General features: G+C 69.1%; 19 protein-coding genes. 14 read left to right on the forward strand and 5 right to left on the reverse strand.

From position 1 onward, the window contains the following. Window positions 1-23 precede the first annotated feature (23 nt). Window positions 24-806, forward strand: a complete 783-nt coding sequence (locus BM113_RS04745; RefSeq protein ID WP_089785828.1) for a coenzyme F420-0:L-glutamate ligase — start codon at window positions 24-26, stop codon at window positions 804-806. Then, window positions 803-1,801, forward strand: a complete 999-nt coding sequence (locus BM113_RS04750; RefSeq protein ID WP_089785830.1) for a 5,10-methylenetetrahydromethanopterin reductase — start codon at window positions 803-805, stop codon at window positions 1,799-1,801. Before BM113_RS04745 ends, BM113_RS04750 begins: the two co-directional genes overlap by 4 nt. On the opposite strand, the gene BM113_RS04755 is transcribed toward BM113_RS04750, so the two are convergent. Then, on the reverse strand, window positions 1,798-1,995 hold the full coding sequence (locus BM113_RS04755; protein ID WP_007140265.1) for a DUF8024 family protein: 198 nt from the start codon (window positions 1,993-1,995) through the stop codon (window positions 1,798-1,800). The two genes, BM113_RS04750 and BM113_RS04755, sit on opposite strands and share 4 nt — an antisense overlap. A gap of 158 nt (window positions 1,996-2,153) precedes the next feature. Between BM113_RS04755 and BM113_RS04760 the strand changes: the two genes are divergently transcribed. The 7 genes from BM113_RS04760 to yciH all read left to right on the forward strand — a co-directional run bounded on the left by BM113_RS04760 (window position 2,154) and on the right by yciH (window position 10,578). Continuing rightward, window positions 2,154-2,414: a DUF7573 domain-containing protein gene (locus BM113_RS04760; protein ID WP_089785833.1), complete on the forward strand. Its 261-nt coding sequence runs from the start codon at window positions 2,154-2,156 to the stop codon at window positions 2,412-2,414. 157 nt (window positions 2,415-2,571) lie between these two features. Further along, the gene (locus tag BM113_RS04765) at window positions 2,572-5,052 is read left to right on the forward strand and encodes a methyl-accepting chemotaxis protein (RefSeq protein ID WP_089785835.1); all 2,481 of its coding nucleotides are present in this window, start codon (window positions 2,572-2,574) and stop codon (window positions 5,050-5,052) included. A gap of 153 nt (window positions 5,053-5,205) precedes the next feature. Further along, a complete protein-coding gene (locus BM113_RS04770; protein WP_089785838.1) occupies window positions 5,206-5,400 on the forward strand; it encodes a cold-shock protein in 195 nt (64 codons plus the stop codon). A 296-nt stretch (window positions 5,401-5,696) separates the two neighbouring features. After that, window positions 5,697-6,737, forward strand: coding sequence for an AAA family ATPase (locus tag BM113_RS04775; protein WP_089785840.1), 1,041 nt, complete (start codon window positions 5,697-5,699; stop codon window positions 6,735-6,737). Between the two features lie 13 nt (window positions 6,738-6,750). Further along, complete coding sequence (locus tag BM113_RS04780; protein ID WP_089785843.1) at window positions 6,751-7,899, forward strand: DUF58 domain-containing protein; 1,149 nt, start codon at window positions 6,751-6,753, stop codon at window positions 7,897-7,899. After that, the gene (locus BM113_RS04785) at window positions 7,896-10,202 is read left to right on the forward strand and encodes a transglutaminase TgpA family protein (protein ID WP_089785845.1); all 2,307 of its coding nucleotides are present in this window, start codon (window positions 7,896-7,898) and stop codon (window positions 10,200-10,202) included. The genes BM113_RS04780 and BM113_RS04785 overlap by 4 nt, the downstream gene beginning before the upstream one ends. Window positions 10,203-10,284: 82 nt before the next feature. After that, window positions 10,285-10,578 carry a stress response translation initiation inhibitor YciH gene (gene yciH, locus BM113_RS04790; RefSeq protein WP_004217450.1) on the forward strand — a complete coding sequence of 98 codons (294 nt, stop codon included), beginning with the start codon at window positions 10,285-10,287 and terminating at the stop codon, window positions 10,576-10,578. A 138-nt stretch (window positions 10,579-10,716) separates the two neighbouring features. Here the strand turns inward: yciH and BM113_RS04795 are convergent, their stop codons facing one another. Next, window positions 10,717-11,085: a rhodanese-like domain-containing protein gene (locus BM113_RS04795; protein WP_089785847.1), complete on the reverse strand. Its 369-nt coding sequence runs from the start codon at window positions 11,083-11,085 to the stop codon at window positions 10,717-10,719. A gap of 128 nt (window positions 11,086-11,213) precedes the next feature. Here BM113_RS04795 and BM113_RS04800 point away from each other — a divergent pair, with 128 nt between their 5' ends. The 4 genes from BM113_RS04800 (at window position 11,214) to BM113_RS22205 (ending at window position 13,365) form a co-directional block, all read left to right on the forward strand. After that, window positions 11,214-11,699, forward strand: coding sequence for a DUF2237 family protein (locus BM113_RS04800; protein WP_089785849.1), 486 nt, complete (start codon window positions 11,214-11,216; stop codon window positions 11,697-11,699). Window positions 11,700-11,799: 100 nt separating this feature from the next. Then, window positions 11,800-12,180, forward strand: coding sequence for a hypothetical protein (locus tag BM113_RS04805; RefSeq protein ID WP_089785851.1), 381 nt, complete (start codon window positions 11,800-11,802; stop codon window positions 12,178-12,180). 51 nt (window positions 12,181-12,231) lie between these two features. After that, the gene (locus BM113_RS04810; RefSeq protein WP_089785852.1) at window positions 12,232-13,056 is read left to right on the forward strand and encodes an MBL fold metallo-hydrolase; all 825 of its coding nucleotides are present in this window, start codon (window positions 12,232-12,234) and stop codon (window positions 13,054-13,056) included. Window positions 13,057-13,194: 138 nt separating this feature from the next. Beyond that, the gene (locus BM113_RS22205) at window positions 13,195-13,365 is read left to right on the forward strand and encodes a hypothetical protein (RefSeq protein WP_177209100.1); all 171 of its coding nucleotides are present in this window, start codon (window positions 13,195-13,197) and stop codon (window positions 13,363-13,365) included. Between the two features lie 20 nt (window positions 13,366-13,385). On the opposite strand, the gene BM113_RS04815 is transcribed toward BM113_RS22205, so the two are convergent. From BM113_RS04815 to BM113_RS04825, 3 genes are all read right to left on the reverse strand, one after another. Beyond that, window positions 13,386-14,402, reverse strand: a complete 1,017-nt coding sequence (locus BM113_RS04815; RefSeq protein ID WP_089785853.1) for a DUF5787 family protein — start codon at window positions 14,400-14,402, stop codon at window positions 13,386-13,388. 56 nt (window positions 14,403-14,458) lie between these two features. Next, window positions 14,459-14,734 (reverse strand): hypothetical protein, encoded by a 276-nt coding sequence (locus BM113_RS04820; RefSeq protein WP_089785854.1) that lies wholly within the window; start codon window positions 14,732-14,734, stop codon window positions 14,459-14,461. Between the two features lie 153 nt (window positions 14,735-14,887). Continuing rightward, on the reverse strand, window positions 14,888-15,844 hold the full coding sequence (locus BM113_RS04825; protein ID WP_089785856.1) for a winged helix-turn-helix domain-containing protein: 957 nt from the start codon (window positions 15,842-15,844) through the stop codon (window positions 14,888-14,890). A gap of 106 nt (window positions 15,845-15,950) precedes the next feature. On the opposite strand from BM113_RS04825, the gene BM113_RS04830 reads away from it, so the two are divergent. Beyond that, complete coding sequence (locus tag BM113_RS04830; RefSeq protein WP_089786447.1) at window positions 15,951-16,862, forward strand: DUF7351 domain-containing protein; 912 nt, start codon at window positions 15,951-15,953, stop codon at window positions 16,860-16,862. Window positions 16,863-17,008 lie beyond the last annotated feature (146 nt).

The following is a 17,008-nucleotide window of genomic DNA, read 5'->3' on the forward strand; positions in this document are numbered from 1 at the left end:
ACGCCACTGGCCCTCCCTCCGGTATGGAACTGACGCCAGTGACGGACCTGCCCGAGATCCGTCCCGGCGACGACCTCGCCGCACTGATCGCCGATCGGGCCGACGACCTCGAGCGCGAGCGCGAGGGGACCGTCCTCACGGTCGCGAGCACGGTCGTCTCGAAGGCCGAGGGCCGGACCGCCGACCTCGAGGACTACCCGGTCAGTGGCCGCGCGGAGGAGATCGCCGCCCGGATCGAGGAGGTCGCGGGCGAGGAGAAAGACCCCAGGTTCGCACAGGCCGTCCTCGAGGAGAGCACGGAACTGCTCATCGAGGCTCCGTTCCTGCTGACCGAGACGCGCTTTGGCCACATCACCGTCAACGCGGGCATCGACCGCTCGAACGTGCCGGACCACGACCTGCTCCTGTTGCCGAAACGGCCGACCGAGAGCGCCGAGCGGATTCGGCGGGGGCTGGCCGACCACGGCTACGACGACGTCGCGGTGATCGTCACCGACACCAGCGGACGGCCGTTCCGCCACGGCCAGCGCGGCGTCGCGCTCGGCTGGGCGGGGATGCCCGCGAGCCGCGACTGGCGGGGGGAACGCGACCGCGACGGGCGCGAACTCGGCGTCACCGTCCAGTCGGTGGTCGACGAACTCGCCGGGGCCGCGAACCTCGTTACGGGCGAGGGTGCCGGCGGGACGCCCGCCGTCGTCGTCCGCGACTGGGAGTTCGGCGACCTCGAGGGCAGCGACGAACTGTTCCGATCGGTCGAGGACGACCTGATCCGCCGGGCGCTTCGCGAGTGGAGGTTCGAGCCATGAGCGACCGCACGGGACCGATCCGGGGCATCGAACTCACGCCCGAGCACCCGCCGGACCGGATCGCCTCGCTGGCCGCCCTCGCGGAGGACGAGGGGTTCGACGTCGCCTTCGCCAGCAGCCACTACTTCAACCGCGACCCGTTCGTCACGCTCTCGCGGATGGCGGACGCGACCGAGGACATCCGACTGGGACCGGGCGTCGTCAACCCCTACGAGACCCACCCCGTGAAACTCGCCGCGCAGGTCGCGACCGTCGACGAGATCAGCGACGGCCGCGCGGTCTTCGGCGTCGGCGCCGGCGATCGCTCCTCGCTCGCGAACCTCGGCGTCGAACGGGATCGGCCGCTGCGGCGCGTCCTCGAGACGTTCGACGTCGCCCGCGACCTCTGGGCCGGCGAGACGGTCACCCACGACGGTACCTTCACGGCGGAGGACGCCTCGCTCAACCTCGAGCCGACCGAGATCCCGGTCTACGTCGGCGCACAGGGGCCGCACATGCTCCGGATGAGCGCGAAACACGCCGACGGCGTGCTGATAAACGCCTCCCACCCGCGTGATCTCGAGTGGTCGGCGGGGCAGATCGCGCAGGGACTCGAGGAACGACCCGACGAAGGCGGCGAGTTCGAGGCGCTGGCGTTCGCGAGCGTCAGCGTCGCCGCCGAGGAGGGTGCTGCACGGGAGGCCGCGCGGCCGCCGGTCGCGTTCATCGTCGGCGGCGCGGCGGAACCGGTGCTGGAACGCCACGATATCGACCGCGAGGCGGCGACGGCGGTCGCCGACGCGCTCGAGCGGGGCGACCTCACGGCGGCGTTCGGCCACGTCACGCCGGCGATGATCGACGCGTTCTGCATCGCCGGGACGACCGAAACGGTCGCCGACCGCTTCGAGGCGGCGCTTGAACACGTCGATGGCATCGTCGTCGGTTCGCCGCTCGGCCCGGACCTCGAGGACGCGGTCGAGCGGGCGAGTGAGGCGCTGGACCGGGTCGACGTCTAGCTCGAACTCGAGGAAAAGAGGCTACTGACCGCGCCCAGCGTCAGCAGGCCGAAGACGCCGATGGCGAAGACGATCAGCAGGGTGCCGGCAAGCACCAGAAGCGGCGCGAGTCCGTCCCCGGCAGCGACTTCGCTGAACTGTTCGGTCATTTCGACGAAGTTGTCAACGATAACGTTCAACGCTGTGGGTTCCATGCGTGTGAGTTGTCAACCGGGGTACTTGGCGATGCCGGTCCGGCGCTGCAACCCGGTCTTTCGGCGGTCGGGACCGGACCTGTTCGAGGACCAGTGCGAGGCCCGACGGGCGGCCGGGAGTCGGTGGCACTAAACCGCGACCGTCCGTAGGGCTGCGCGTGACCGACGCGAGCGACGACGCGACGCTTTCCGAGTTCGCCGACGCGGGAACGTCCGAGGACGCCGACGAGTCGGCGTCCGGTTCCGGGGCTGCCTCGCGAGACTCCCTCGAGTCCGACTCCGAGTCCAGCGATCCCGACACGACCGCCCTCTCGACGTACGCGTGGGGCGACTACGAGTGCGACCGGTGTGAGGAGGGAACCGTACGCGTCTGGCGCGACGACGGGCGACTGGTCTGTCCGGACTGCAAGGAGTGGTAGCCTCCGGTTTCTCGAGTCGTCGTTTCGGGATTCGACGGCCTCGCCCCGATTTTGCGTTCTCGAGCCCGCGTAGTACCCCGTTCGACCTCGACCCTCGAGTCGTCTCGCTCGTGGCCACAATCTACATAAATATGATGTATTATTTCATAACATATAGATGGGTGGACCGTCAGGATCCCTGCTCGCGGCGCTCCGCCGGCTGGTGCCGTCGGCAGTCAGACAACGGTACGCGCTGAAGTTCGGCATCGTTTTGCTCGTGCTCGGGCTGTCGATCGGCGGCATCGGGTTCGTCGCGACGGGGGCGATCACCGACAGTGTCGCCGAGAGTGCGCTCGAGGACCAGCGCGACGCAGCGGTCCGGGAGGCGTCGTCGTTCGACGACTGGAACGAGCGAAACGAGAACTTCGTCGTCGCCTCGGCCGGTGCGCCGGTCGTCGAGTCCGGTTCGGAGGAGGAAATCGGGGAGTACCTGGGGGACGTCTACTACGACCTGCCGGACGAGCGGATGCACGCGCTCTACGTCGACGCCGAGACGGGCGAGATCCTGGCGGGCGCGGACTACGACGCCGAGACGCTGTCGGATCTCGAGTTCCCGAACGCGGACGCGCTCGCGGACGACCTCTCGGAACACGAGGTGCGGCGGACGGAGCCGTACGCGATGCCGGACGCGCTGGGGCTCTCGGCCGAGGAGCACCCGGTGGTCTCCTACTACGTCGGCGTCGGCGGCGAGGACGACGCGGATCGGGCGCTGGTCTACACCTTCGCGCTCTCGGAGCGACTGGTTGACTACACTGGCGGCGATACCGTCGTCACGATCCTCGACGACGAGGGGCGGATCGTCGCCGACGACAGGCAACTGGGCTACGGAAACGACGAGGCGAATGCCAGTTTCGGCCGCGAGTACGCGGACCACGAGCGGTTCCTGGAGCTCGCCCGATCGGACGGCCCCGGCGCGACGACGGTCGAGGAGCGACCGAGCGGGGCGCTCGCCGAGCCGCCTTACGAATTCGCCCCCGACGGGTACGTCGTCGGCTACCACACGACCGACGAGGGATGGGCCGTCCTCGTCCACACGAGCGAGGCCGACGCCTTCGGGTTCGTCCATACGGTCAACCGGTTCGGCTACCTGCTCACCGCGGCCGGGGTCGCTCTGATCGGCGTCTTCGGCGTCGCGGTCGGCCGGACCACGGCTACCTCGATCCGGGCCCTCTCGAGCCGGGCGACCGCCATCCGCGACGGGGAGTACGACGTCGACCTCGAGACCGGGCGCACCGACGAGATCGGCGACCTCTACCGGGCGATAGACGACATGCGCGACTCCCTGGTCACGCAACTCGAGGAGTCCGAACGGGCGCGAGAGCGCGCCGAGGAGGCACGCGACCGGGCCGACGAGGCACGCGAGGAGGCCGAGGCGGCCACGAAGCGGGCCCGGGAGGCCCGCCGGGAGGCCCAGGAACGGACCGACCGCCTCGAGCGGACGGCCGCCGACTACTGCGAGGTCATGGGGGCCTGCGCGGACGGGGACCTGACCAGGCGGCTCGAGCCCGATCCCGAGAGCGAGCCGATGGCCGAAATCGCGACGACGTTCAACGCGATGGTGGCCGACCTCGAGCGGACGGTCGCGACCATCGCGTCGTTCGCGGGCGCGGTCGCCGAGACCGGCGACGACGTGCGGGGCGAGTGCGTCGCCCTCGAGGAGACGGGCGACGAGGTGACCGAGTCGATCCGCGAGATCGCGACCGTCGCCGAGCGCCAGCACGACCGCATGGCCGCGATGTCGACGGAGATCCAGGAGACGTCGGCGACGGTCGAGGAGATCGCCTCGACGGCGAACTCGGTCGCGGACACCTCCCGGCAGGCCGCCTCGCGCGCCGAGGAGGGGATGGACGCGGCAGAGGACGTCGTCGACGAGATGGGGGCCATCGAGGCCCGCTCCGAGGCCGCCCTCGAGGAGATCCGCGACCTCGAGGCGGCCGTCGACCGGATCGACGAGGTCGTCGGGACTGTGACGGAGATCGCCGACCAGACGAGCATCCTCGCGCTGAACGCGTCGATCGAGGCGGCCAACGCCGGAGACGGGAACGGAAACGCCGACGGCAGCGGCTTCGCGACCGTCGCCGAGGAGGTCAAGGCGCTCGCTGCCGAGACGAAGACGGCCGCGGGCGAGATCGAGGAGTTGATCGGGACGGTCCAGCGCCGGACCGACGCCACCGTCGGGGAGATGGAGGCGATGCGCGAGCGCGTGGCCGACGGCTCGGAGACGATCGACCGCTCGGTCGCGGCCTTCCGGGAGATCGAAACCGACGTGCGCCGGGCCGACGAGGGCGTTCAGGACATCGACGAGGCGACCGACGCCATCGCCGACTCCGCGGCCGAACTCGTCTCGATGGCCGACGAGGTGACGGACCTGAGCGACACGACCGCGAGCGAGGCCGAGGCGATCCTAGAGAGCGCGACGGAACAGACCGAGGCAACCGCGAGCGTCTCCGAGAACGTGACGGCGCTACACCGGCGCGCGGACCGGCTCGAGGAACTGCTCGCGGAGTTCACGACGGACGCGGCGGGCCTCGAGGAGGCGGACGCCGCGCTCGAGGGCGAGGAAGATGGACGCCAGCCGCCCGCGCTCGAGTCCGAATAGCCGTCCGTTTCGGCCGCTCGAGCCGTGTCGAACTCGAGACCGAAAAACTGCGTCTCACCCGTGTCCAGGGCACGAAAACGGTCGCTCGACGAACGTGGGCCGGCGAGTATCGCCCGAACATTTATATCCCAGTCGTGGCTTTGTACGCCTGCAATGGCGCAAGGTACGGTCGCATTCTTCAACGATACTGGCGGCTACGGTTTCATCGAGACTGAGGACGCGGACGAGGACGTTTTCTTCCACATGGAGGACGTTGGCGGTCCGGACCTCGAGGAAGGTCAGGAAGTCGAGTTCGACATCGAGCAGGCCGAGAAGGGCCCGCGCGCGACGAACCTCGAACGACTGTAAGCTGTTCCAGCAAGGGGTATCGTTTTCCGATTGCTAACCGGATAGCGACGGCTTCGGCGTTCCCGGTTCAGTCCCCGCGGGCGACCGCACGCGTTCTGGCGCTCCCTTGACCGAACGTTCGGCGAGGTCTCGCTCTCGAGTGGCGACGACGGGTTCGTTCCGTTCACTCATAGGTAACTATAGTGACACAAAGCATATGTCTCGCTGTCCCTGAACAGAGATAAACGCCATGAAAAGTCGCCAGCCCTCTCGTCCCGCTCGAATCAGGTGTCCGTTCCGCCCTGCGGCCGCCAGTCATGACTGAGCCACCGGAACCGGCCGGCGACGAGGGCGCCGATACGAAGGGGACCCGCGACGACGGCGACTCTGACTCGCCGACTCGAGCGACCGACGACCGACCCGACCCGCTCCCGGTCCCTACGGTCGCGACGCTCTCTACCGACGTCGTCGACAACGTTTCCCGGGTGATCGTCGGCCACGACGAGGCGATCGAACACGCCGTCGTCGCGCTCCTTGGTCGGGGACACATCCTGCTCGAGGACGTCCCCGGCGTGGGAAAGACGATGCTCGCACGGGCGGTCGCCACCTCGGTCGACTGTGACTTCCGCCGGATCCAGTTTACACCCGACCTCCTCCCGACGGACGTGACCGGGGTCAACGTCTTCAACCAGCGCACCCGCGAGTTCGAGTTCCAGCCCGGGCCCGTCTTCGGCAACGTCGTGCTGGGCGACGAGATCAACCGCGCGCCCCCGAAGACCCAGTCCGCGCTGCTGGAGGCGATGGAGGAAGAGCAGGTGACCGTCGACGGCGACACCCGACCGCTGCCGGACCCGTTTACCGTCATCGCGACGCAAAACGCCGTCGAGCGGGACCGTACCTACGAACTCCCGTTCGCGGAACTCGACCGGTTCATGAAGAAGCTCCGGCTGGGCTACCCCGACCCCGACGAGGAGGCGGAACTGCTCGGCCGGACCGTCGGCCACCATCCCATCGAGTCGCTCGAGCCGGTGACCGACCGTGAAGCGATCGTCCGGGCGCGCGAGACGGTCGCGAACGTGCGCGTCGAGGAGCCAGTCCGGGAGTACGCGACCCGGCTGGTCGGCTACACCCGCGAACACGCCCGCATCGGGGCCAGCCCGCGGGGCACCATCTCGCTGCTGCGGGCCGCCCAGGCCCGTGCCGTCATCGAGGGCCGGGAGTACGTCATCCCGGACGATATTCAGGTCGAGGCCCCGACGGTGCTCGGCCACCGGATCGAGACCGCGGATCGCGACCGGGACCGCGACGGCGATACGATCGTCGCCGACGCTCTCGAGCGGGTGCCCGTCGACGCCTGACGAGAGACGAGTTATGAAACCGACCCGCAGAGGATGGACCGCGCTCGCGGTGCTTGCCTTCTCGATCGGCATGAGCTGGCAGTCCGGGCCGCGGGCGCTCAACGCCGTGGTCGCGCCGCTTGCCATCGCGCTGGCCGCGGCCGTGATCGCGACGGTTCGCCTCGATCCGCCGACGGTCAGACGCCACCCGGTCGCGGACGGCCCCGTCGGCGACCGACGGACCGTTGCGATCGACCTCGAGTACGACCGATCCGTCGCGGCGACCGTTCGTGACGCCGTCGGCGAAGGTGTCGCGGTCGCGGACGGCGGAACCGACGAGTACGTCGCCGAACTCACGCTCGAGTCCGGCGAGACGGCCCTCGAGTACGATCTGGCGCTCCGGGAGCGGGGCGTTCACGAGATCGGCCCCGGTTCGATCGCGGTCCAGGATGCGCTGGGACTCGTCGAACGCCGGTTCGAGGGGCCGGGGACGACCCGAGTTCGCGTCTACCCGCGGCCCGTCGACCTCCTGGGCGGCGGGACCCGGGAGTTCCGCGCACTCGTCGAGACGGCCTGCAGCCGCAGCGGCGGCGCCGACCTCGATCACGAGCGCGAGGAGTTCGCCCACCTGCGGGAGTACCGCCGGGGCGACTCGCTGCGGGACGTCCACTGGAAGTCCGCGGCCAAACGCCCCGACGACGAACTCGTCGTGACCGAGTACGCGACAGGGTCGACCGACGACGCGGTCACCGTCGCCGCCGACTGCGCGGCGGGATACTGCGACGACCTCGCGAAAGCCGTCGCCAGCGTCGTCGACTTCCTGCTCGAGTCTGAGCTTCGGGTCGGCCTTCGCCTCGGCGAGGACCACCGCCGGCCCGACGCCGGGCGGGGGCACCGGCGGGACCTGCTTCGGACGCTCGCCACCCTCGAGGCCGCCGACCTCGAGGAGGGAGACCGCAAGACTGCGGAGGTGCTCGTGCTCGCGGACGCGGACGGGCTCCGCGTCGTCGTCGACGGGCGGACGCTCCCGTTCGAGCGACTCGTCGGGGCCGACGGGGCGGTTGGGCTCGACCTGGACGGCTCGAGCCCCGACGGTGGCGCGGGCGTGGAGACGAACGCGGACGCGGATACGGACACGGACACGGACACGGATGCCGACGCGCGCTCGGGGGTGGTCGGATGAGCGTCGATCGGGACGGCCGAACGATCCCGCTCTCGACCGACGGCACGATCGGGCCCGGTGCCTTCCGGATCCTCGCGCTCGGCTCCGTGCTGGTCCTGACGGCCGCGTACGTGAGCGTCCTGCAGGACGTAACCCGCGTCGTCGGCGGCACCCGGACGCTGCTGACCCTCGTCGTCGGCATGCTGCTCGCGGCGACGGCTCTCGCGCGGCTGATCCGACTCCGGACGGCGGCGACGATCGCGGTCACCGTCGCCGTCGTCGGCTTCGTCTACTACTTCGAACGGAGCGGCGTCGGCGCCGAGGCGCTCTTCTCGGCCAGCGAGACGGTCCTCGCCGACGTCGTCACGCTCGCAACCGGCCTCGAGTTGCTCCGGGTCGTCGAGGCCGGCACCTGGACGCTCGCGTTCGCCCCGGGACCGGTCTTTCTCTCGTGGTATCTCGCCCTGCGCGGCCGGTACGGGCTGAGCGTCCTCCCCGGCGGGTTCGCGCTGGTCTTCCTGGTGCTGACCGGCGACGCCGGCACGACGGCCACGCTCGTCGGCGTCCTCGCCGCGCTCGGGGCGGTCGGCTTCGGCGACCTCGAGCGCCGGGGCGGCTCCGTCGCCCAGGCCGACGCCATCGCGGTGCTGTTCGCGGTCATCGTCGCGCTCTCGCTGTCGGTGACGTTCGTCCCCGGGGGCACGGGTACGGCGAACCCGACGACCGCCGGTGCCAGCGACGGCACCCTCGAGGCGACGATCGACTCCGCATCGGAACGGTCCGGGATCGCGGGCGAGGTCGACCTCTCGCCGCAGATCCGGTTTACCGTCGAGGCGGACGAGGGCTCGTACTGGCGAACCGGGGTTTACGACCGGTACACCGGCGACGAGTGGGTCAGAACCGGCCAGTCCCAGCCCTTCGGCGAGGCCGGAATCGAGAAGCCGGCCGGAACCACGGGGACGGTCGAACAGACCGTCACCGTCGCGACCGACCTGGGGGTCATGCCGGCCGCCGCCCAGCCCGTCGACGTGGAGGGTGGCATCGCCGACTACACCGAGGTGTCCGCACACGGCCAGATCCGGCCGGCGACGACGCTGATCGAGGACGACACGTACGTCGTCCGGAGCGCGGTCGTCGACCCCCCGCCGGTCGTGTTGCACAACGCCGGGACGGATTACCCCGACGAGATCGAAGAGCAGTACCTCCAGATGCCCGAGAGCATCTCTCCGGCGTTCGAGGAGCGTACGGCCGAGATCACGGAGGGCGCGGATTCGCCCTACGAACGGACCGTCCTGATCGAGCGGCACCTGCGCTCGTCGAAGGACTACTCGCTCGAGGTCGACCGCCCCGAGGGCGACGTCGCCGAGGAGTTCCTGCTCGAGATGGAGGAGGGCTACTGCGTCTACTTCGCGACGACGATGACACAGATGCTGCGAGCCGAGGGGATTCCGGCCAGGTACGTGACCGGCTACACGAGCGGCCAGCAGGTCGAGGACGACAGGTACGTCGTCCGCGGAACCGACGCCCACGCCTGGGTCGAGGTGTACTTCCCCGGCGAGGGCTGGGTCGAGTTCGATCCGACGCCGCCCCAGCCCCGCGAGGCGGAGCACACGGAACGGCTCGTCGACGCCCGCGAGGAGAACATCGAGAACGTGGACATCGAGACCGACGGCGGCGACGGAGACGGATCGGACGGGGAAGACGGATCGGATACTCGAGGCGACGACCCCGACGACGGTCCCGACGCGCCGGACCACAACCCCGACGGCAACGAGTCGCCCACGGACCCCGGGAGCGGGCCGTCGGACCGCAACGGCACCGAAGGACAGGCCAGCGAGACCGGTCCGCCCGGCGTCGCCGCCGGCGACGGGACCGTGTCGACGCCCGAGGAGGAGGGGGTCTCCAGCCCCGTCCCGATCACGCGCGAGGCGCTCGTCGTCGCTTCCGTGTTCCTCGTGGGCCTGCTTGCGGGCGCTCATCGAACGGGCGCGACGGTCCGCGCCCGACGGCTGGTCGGCCGCTACTGGCAGCGGCGAACCGAGGATCCCGACCGCGACGTCGAACGCGCGTTCCGTCGGCTCGAGGGCGTCCTCGGGCGCGAGTACCGGCCGCGGCGGCCTTCGGAGTCCGCCCGCGGCTACCTGACCGCGCTCGAGGCCGCCCACGGCGACGAGCTCGATCCCCGCGTCGAGCAGGTACTCGAGCGGTACGAACGGGCGGTCTACGGCGACGGCGTCGACCGCGCGGCGGCCGACGAGTCGATCGAGATCGTCGACGAGATCGTGCGAAAGCGGCTGCCAGCCGTCGCTCGGCTCCGAAATTGACGGATATCACTCAAAAAGAACCGCACGACGGCATGCGGGTCCCGATAGTGTTTAATATGGCCATTTCGTAGCATGGAACGTAATGTCGGAAGTCTGCTCGACGTGCGGGCTGCCCGAGGAACTCTGCGTCTGCGAGGACGTGGCCAAGGGCCAACAGCAACTCAATATCCGCATTGACGAGCGCAGGTACGGGAAAGAGGTAACGATCGTCGAAGGATTCGATCCGAAGGACGTCGATCTGGACAGTCTCTCGTCGGATCTCAAGTCCAAATTCGCCTGTGGAGGCACTGTCGAGGACGGCCAGATCGAACTTCAGGGCAACCACACTGGCCGCATCGAAGAGTTCCTTCGGGACCGCGGCTTCAACGTCGCATGAGCCCGCGATGATCTGAGACGACTTCCGAACCCGCGGCGGTCTCTCGTATCGCTTTTCCAGTTTTTCCGCCGGTGAGCGGTAGGTCCGTCCTGTCCGGCGATTCCAACGACGTCGACTCTCGTCGGTTCGCGACCCCGATCAAAACGGCGACTCGACGTCCGTCGACTCCGCGTCCGGTTCGCCATCCTCGCGGACGAGCCCGAACTTCATCCCGTACTTCTCGAGGCCGCCGGCCATGCTCTCGACCCTGGTGTCGTCGGCGCCCTCGTACGAGCCGATGAGCCGTGCGGCCTGGACGCTCGCCTCGCCGTGGGGGCAGACGGTGACGACGCGGTCCGCGTCCGCGAACTCGTCGACACGGTTCGTCAGCTCGTGAAACGGGACGTTCTCGCTGCCGGGAATGTGGCTGTGCTCGAAGCTTCCGGGGTCGCGGATATCGACGATCCGGACGTCCGCGTCGCTCTCGAGGAGTTCTTTGACCTCGTCCGTGGAGATTTCGCCGTCCATCGGTCGCGGATTGGCCCTATAACGGAATAAGGGCACGGGTGGGCCGTGGGCCCGCCCGTGCTCGCAGGTACCGGCAACGGAGTATCACAGCACCACCCTTTTCGCCCCCGGCGGCCGATACGGCGGACATGTCGGAGGATCCGGGTGCGAGCGACCGTGGTGGGCGGTCGGAGCCCGACGACCGAGCCGAGTCGAACGAGCGAGGCGACCGCAACGTCTACGGGACGGAACTCAAGCCCTGTAGCACCGACCCGATGACGGGGTTCCTGCGCGACGGCTGCTGTCGCCGCGTCGAATCGGACCGGGGTCGCCACGAGATCTGTGCCGTGATGACCGAGGAGTTCCTGGAGTTCAGCAAGGCCCAGGGGAACGACCTCGTCTCCCCCAACCCCGAGTTCGACTTCCCCGGCCTCGAGCCGGGCGATCGGTGGTGTCTCTGTCTCGGCCGGTGGCTCGAGGCGGAGGAAGCGGGGTGTGCGCCGCCGGTCGTGCTCGAGGCGACCCACGAGGCGGTGTTGCGCGACGTGGAGCCGGATCTGCTCAGGGAGTACGAATACGAATACGAGTACGAGCGCGAGCACGAGCACGAGCACGAGTACGAACCGGACTCGTAACGGCGAGCGTCGTGGGAGCGGCGCGAACGCGGCCGTAAAAGACCTATTCCGTCATTCCGTCGGGGAATCCCTTTACGTGACGACTGCCAACGTGGTGGCGATGACCGACAACGAACTGCGTCTCGACGGCGACCGCGACCGGGCCGTCGACGCCGGATTCGACGAGGAGGACGGGGTCGACGCCGCGGAGGCCTTCGCCGCGCGGGCACGCCAGGAACACGGGGACGTGATCGACCGCCTCGTCGTCTTCGGCGACGCCGTCCGCGACGACCGGGGCGTTCACGCCTCCGTCGACGTACTGGTCGTCCTCGAGGAGGGGGACGAACGGCGGGAACGCGACCTCGAGCGGCTGGGCGAGACGGTCGGGATCGAACACGGGATCGTTTTCTCCGTGTACGTGTTGCCGGTCGACCGCTTCGAGGGGAACCGGGACCACCCGCTGGTCGAACGGGCGCTCGAGGAGGGTGAGTCGTATGTGTAAACTCGAGTACGAGTCGGCTTTCGACCGCGTCCGCGGACGACCACCGTACTGATGCGCGTCACACTGCTCGGGACGGGCGATACGACCGGCACGCCGACGGTCGGCTGCGATTGCGACACCTGCGAGGCCGCCCGCGAACGGGACCTCGAGCGCACCCGGTTCTCGGTCCACGTCGAGAACGAGCGGACCGGCGAGGCCCTGCTGATCGACTTCAGCCCCGACTTCCGCTACCAGTTCCTGCGGGACGGGGTCGCGCCGCCCGACGCCGGTGTCGTCACCCACGTTCACTTCGACCACCTCGACGGCCTGGGGAACGTCTTCCGGGTGCTCGACTCGCTGACGGTGTACGCCTCCGGCGAAACCGACCCGCAGACGGGCCGGAGCGTCGCCGAAACCGTCGCCGAGGACTACCACTACCTCTCGGCGCTCGAGGTCCACGCGACGACGCCGCTCGATCCGGTCCGGACCTGCGGGTTCGACGTGACGCTGGTGCCGGTCGAACACCCGCCGCTTCTGTGTTACGGGGTCGCGGTCGAGGACCCCGAGACGGGTGCGAAGCTGTCGATATCCGGGGACACGAACTACGATATCCCCGCTCAGTCCCGCGAGGCCCTCGCCGATCCCGACCTCCTGCTGGCCGACGCCATCGTCCCCGCGTACTTCTGTGAACACCATCCGGCCGGCGGCCGGCACGAGGGTCCAGACGGCGTCCCCCGGACGTTCGGCCACAAACACATGACTCGCGAGGGGGCGCTGGCACTGGCCGAGGACCTGAACGCGGACCGGACGCGGCTGGTGCACGCGGCCCACTACTACCCGCCGGAGGAGGCGTTCGAGGACCCGCTGGCGGTCGACGGCGAGGAGTACGTGCTCTGACTGAAAAGGAGCGGAAATCACCCGTCGGCCGAACGGGGCGTGTTCGAAGATCTGCGGCGGTTCGAGGGCGTTCGAGCGCCACGCCCGACCGATCCGAGCGCGCGTAACGGTCTTCCGCCCGGGCCCGTCAGGTCGAGTATGGCGACCTGTCCCCACTGTGAGGACCCGCTCGAGCTAGCGATCGGACCGGAAGAAGTGACCGTCCACCGGGACGACGGCACCGAAACGATCGAACCGGACGTCTTCACCTGCCACTCGTGTGACGCGGTCCTGTTCGCGACGGTTAGCCGCGAACTCGAGGAGGAGTGACGGTCGCATTCGGCCTCCGTTTAGCCGAACCGATCGAGTCCCGACTGCCGTCGCCGCTTGCCCGCCGGGTCCGCGGTCCAGGCGGTTCGTCGGTCGCGTTCGGCCTCGAGATCCACGTCGACGTCGGCAGCCTCGCGAACGGGCTCGTACCCCGGACAGGACTCCCCGCAGTCGGCGCTCGCGTCGACGACACGACCTGCCCACTCGCAGTACGGCAGCGTCGCGCCGGCGACGGTCGCCGCTCGGCAGGCCTCACAGTCCGGGAACCCGTACGTCCGCCACCCCTTCCCGTAGGCGCGCTCGGCCAGTCGCCGGCGGGCACGGGCCTTCTCCGCGGGCGGGACGACCGCCACGTCGGTCCGGCCGGGCAGCGACTCGAGGGGTTCGACCCCGGCTTCCTCGACGGGCAGCGCCGTCGGCTCGCGGACCACTTCGATCTCGAGGTCGCGCTCGTCGATCGGTCCGTCGCGGTGTATGCGCCAGACACCCACCTCCTCGGGGATCCGGTTCAGGTGCGCCCGGGTGACGTAACTCTCCGTCGCGAGGATCACCTCGTCGACGAGGGCGAGGCTGACGTCCGTCCGCAACTGTGTCTCGAGGTCGCCCGGGCGGCCGAGGTCCGGCTTGTTCTCGATGCCGACGATCCGACCGTACCAGTCCGGATAGCGTGCGACCTGCCGGACGTACTCGCGGCCGTTCCGGTGCTCGCGTTCGAAAAACCCGATCTCGCAGGCCCGTTCCACCGCCCGGCGGGCGCGGTCGGGATGACAGTCGTCCGGGACGGCGTCCTTCCAGTAGCGTGCCCGCCCGGGGCCCACGTCGGCGGCGATGGCCACGTCGGGGATGGTCTCGCTCGCGATGGCGACTCGCTCGTCGAACTCCGGTCCCGGTTCGACGCGCACCGCGTCGAGCACGCGGCCGCCGGGCTCGGCGACGCTGCCCCCGAGCTGGCGGGCGACGATCCCCTCGGGGTCGTCGGCCTCGAGGCGGGCGCACAACTCGAGTTCGAACGCGAACTCCGAGACGGGGGCGGACACGAATACGGTCCGAGAGAGGGAGTCGGTCGAAAAAAGCTCGTCGGAGGAGTGGCCCGTCAGGGAGCCGCCGTTCGCCGTCGTCGAACCACGCGCGCGAGACGGCTCCTGAACGGGCCGAGGACGATCGCGGCGACGCCGATCGTGGCGAGTCCGGTCAGGACCGCGACCGGGGCGGACACGGCCGTTTCGTCGCCAGCGATCGACGCGGCGACGAGCGCGGCCAGCATCGCCGCGACGAACACGCCGGTCGTCGCGAGCGAGACGAGGGCGGTTTCGAGTACGGTTCGGTCGTCGATCGACGGAATCCGTCGGGGTCGGCGTGGGTCGTGCATCGTGTCTAGTCGGAGGGGAGCCACGCCCATAATTGTAATCTGAATTATATTTTTGTAGCCGTCCTTACTGAAATCGGTTTCAGTACGGCGAGCCACGATCGGTTCCTGTCGGTCGTGTCGGGGAGAGAAGAGGAACGGGACGAAACCCGCGACTCAGCCGTCCGCTTCGACCCGCGTCCCGAGCACGTTCAGGTCGTCGTCCATCGTCACCGCAAGCAGGTCACCCTCCAGCGGGATGCGGACCTCGAGACGGTAGGGGTCGCGCTCGAGGACGTGGGTGTACTCGTCGGTGACGCACCAGGGGAGGGTCCAGTACGGACGGTCCTCGAGGGCGACGCCGCGCTCGCGGTGGAAGCCGACGACGGCGGAGTGATCCAGCAGTCGGAGGCCGGCGGCCGAACAGAGCGTGTGGCCACACTGGGCACACTCGTGGTCGACGCGGAGTTCGACGCCGAGACAGCACTCGCCCTCCTCGACGATCCGGCTCTCCATCCGGCCGGTACACTCCGGACAGACCCCGTCGGCCGCCAGGCAGTGGAGGTGGCGCACGCGCTGGTCGAAGGCCTCGGCGATCTCCTCGGGCGTCCGGTCGTTGAGCCCGCCCGGCGGGAAGTCGTACTCGCCGTGGCGCTGCCCGCAGTCGCGACACTCGATCGTGAGCCGTTCGTCCTCGTAGACCGCCCGTAACGGGCCGCGACAGGAGACGCAGTCCCCCTCGACGGGGAACGGGTCGACCGTCGGCTGTTCGTTGAACGTGCCCGCGATCACCGACCGGACGACCTTCTCGCCGGCGTGTCTGAACACGTAACCGCCGTCGGACCGGCCGTCCGACGAGCCTCCGTTCGCTTCGCTCGCGGAGACGCCGTCCTCCTGCGCGACGAAGTGGCCCGTCAGCTTCTGGAGGTGGTAGTTGAACTGTGCGGAGTCGCGCATGCCGACCTCGCGGCGCAACTCGGAGAAGGAAACCGGCCGCTCGTCGGCGGCCCACAGCGCCTCGAGGATCGCCAGCCGCGTCTCGTTGCTGACGAGCGCGAAGGCCTCGGCGGGATCGAGACAGTCCGTACACTCGAGCGGGCTTTCCTCCTCGCTCGAGACGTCCGATCGACTCATACGGTGCGATATGCGATCGGTTGCCAAAATAGTTCCCCGAACGTCATTTGTGTATTATACCTGATACGTGGAAAGGATCTCCGTGCTGGGGCGTGTGGTCGTCGGCATGAGCGAGGATCGCTCGGCGGTCGAGGCGTTCGGATTACTGTCGGACGGGACGCGGATCGACGTCCTCCGGGAGGTCGCCGTCGCACAGAGCGAGGGCGCACACACCGGCGGCCCGGCCGAACTCTCGTTTTCGACCCTGTACGACCGCGTCGACATCGACAACACATCGAAACTCTCCTACCACCTCGGCGAACTCGAGGGCCTGTTCCTGCGCAAGACCGACGGCGGGTACTCGCTGACTCACGCCGGCGAGCGGATCGTCCGCCTGCTCCTATCGGAGAACTACGGCGCGCCGACCGGCTTCGAGGGAACCGACGTCTCGGGGCCGTGCCCGCTCTGTGGGGCCCACTCGCTCGAGGCGTCCCTCGAGAACCAGTTTCTCACCGTCGCGTGCCGGGACTGCGAGCGGGGCGTCGCCGGCTACGAGGTCACGCCGGCACAGGTCCGCGACCGGTCGCCGTCGGCCGTCGTCGAGACGCTCGCACACCGCATGAGCGCCCACTACCGGCAGGTTCGCGGCGGCGTCTGTCCCTCCTGCGGCGGGAATCTCACCCTCGAGGTGGTCGAGGGCGGCGAACTCGAGGCGGATCCGTTCCGCGCGGTCGACCGGTGTCGGCAGTGTCTCCGGTCGTACTCCGCGCCGCTGACGCTCAGGTCGACGTACCACCCGGAGGCGATCACGTTCTGCTGGGAGCGCGGCGTCGACGTGTTCACGCTTGCGCCGTGGGAACTGCTCGGCTACGCCTCCGAGGGGCAGTGGACCGGCACGCGAACCGCGACGGATCCGACGGAGTACGAGGTGACGCTCCGGCTCGAGGACGACGCGCTCCGGCTCGAACTGGCCGCCGACCTGTCGGTCACGGCGACCGAGCGCGTGCGACACAAATCGCTGGCGAATCGCCGTTCCTGACAGCAGTCGAACAAAACGGCCGTTGAGCCACGTGGGCGGGTCCGACGGCCGAGACGGTTCGAGCGATGGCCGGTCCCCGTGGACGGCTCAACTGCGATTTTGAAACGGATCTGTTACATGTAATTTCTTCGATAATACTTACGTAG

This window comes from Natronobacterium haloterrestre (assembly GCF_900112205.1).
GTDB classification, from domain to species: domain Archaea; phylum Halobacteriota; class Halobacteria; order Halobacteriales; family Natrialbaceae; genus Natronobacterium; species Natronobacterium haloterrestre.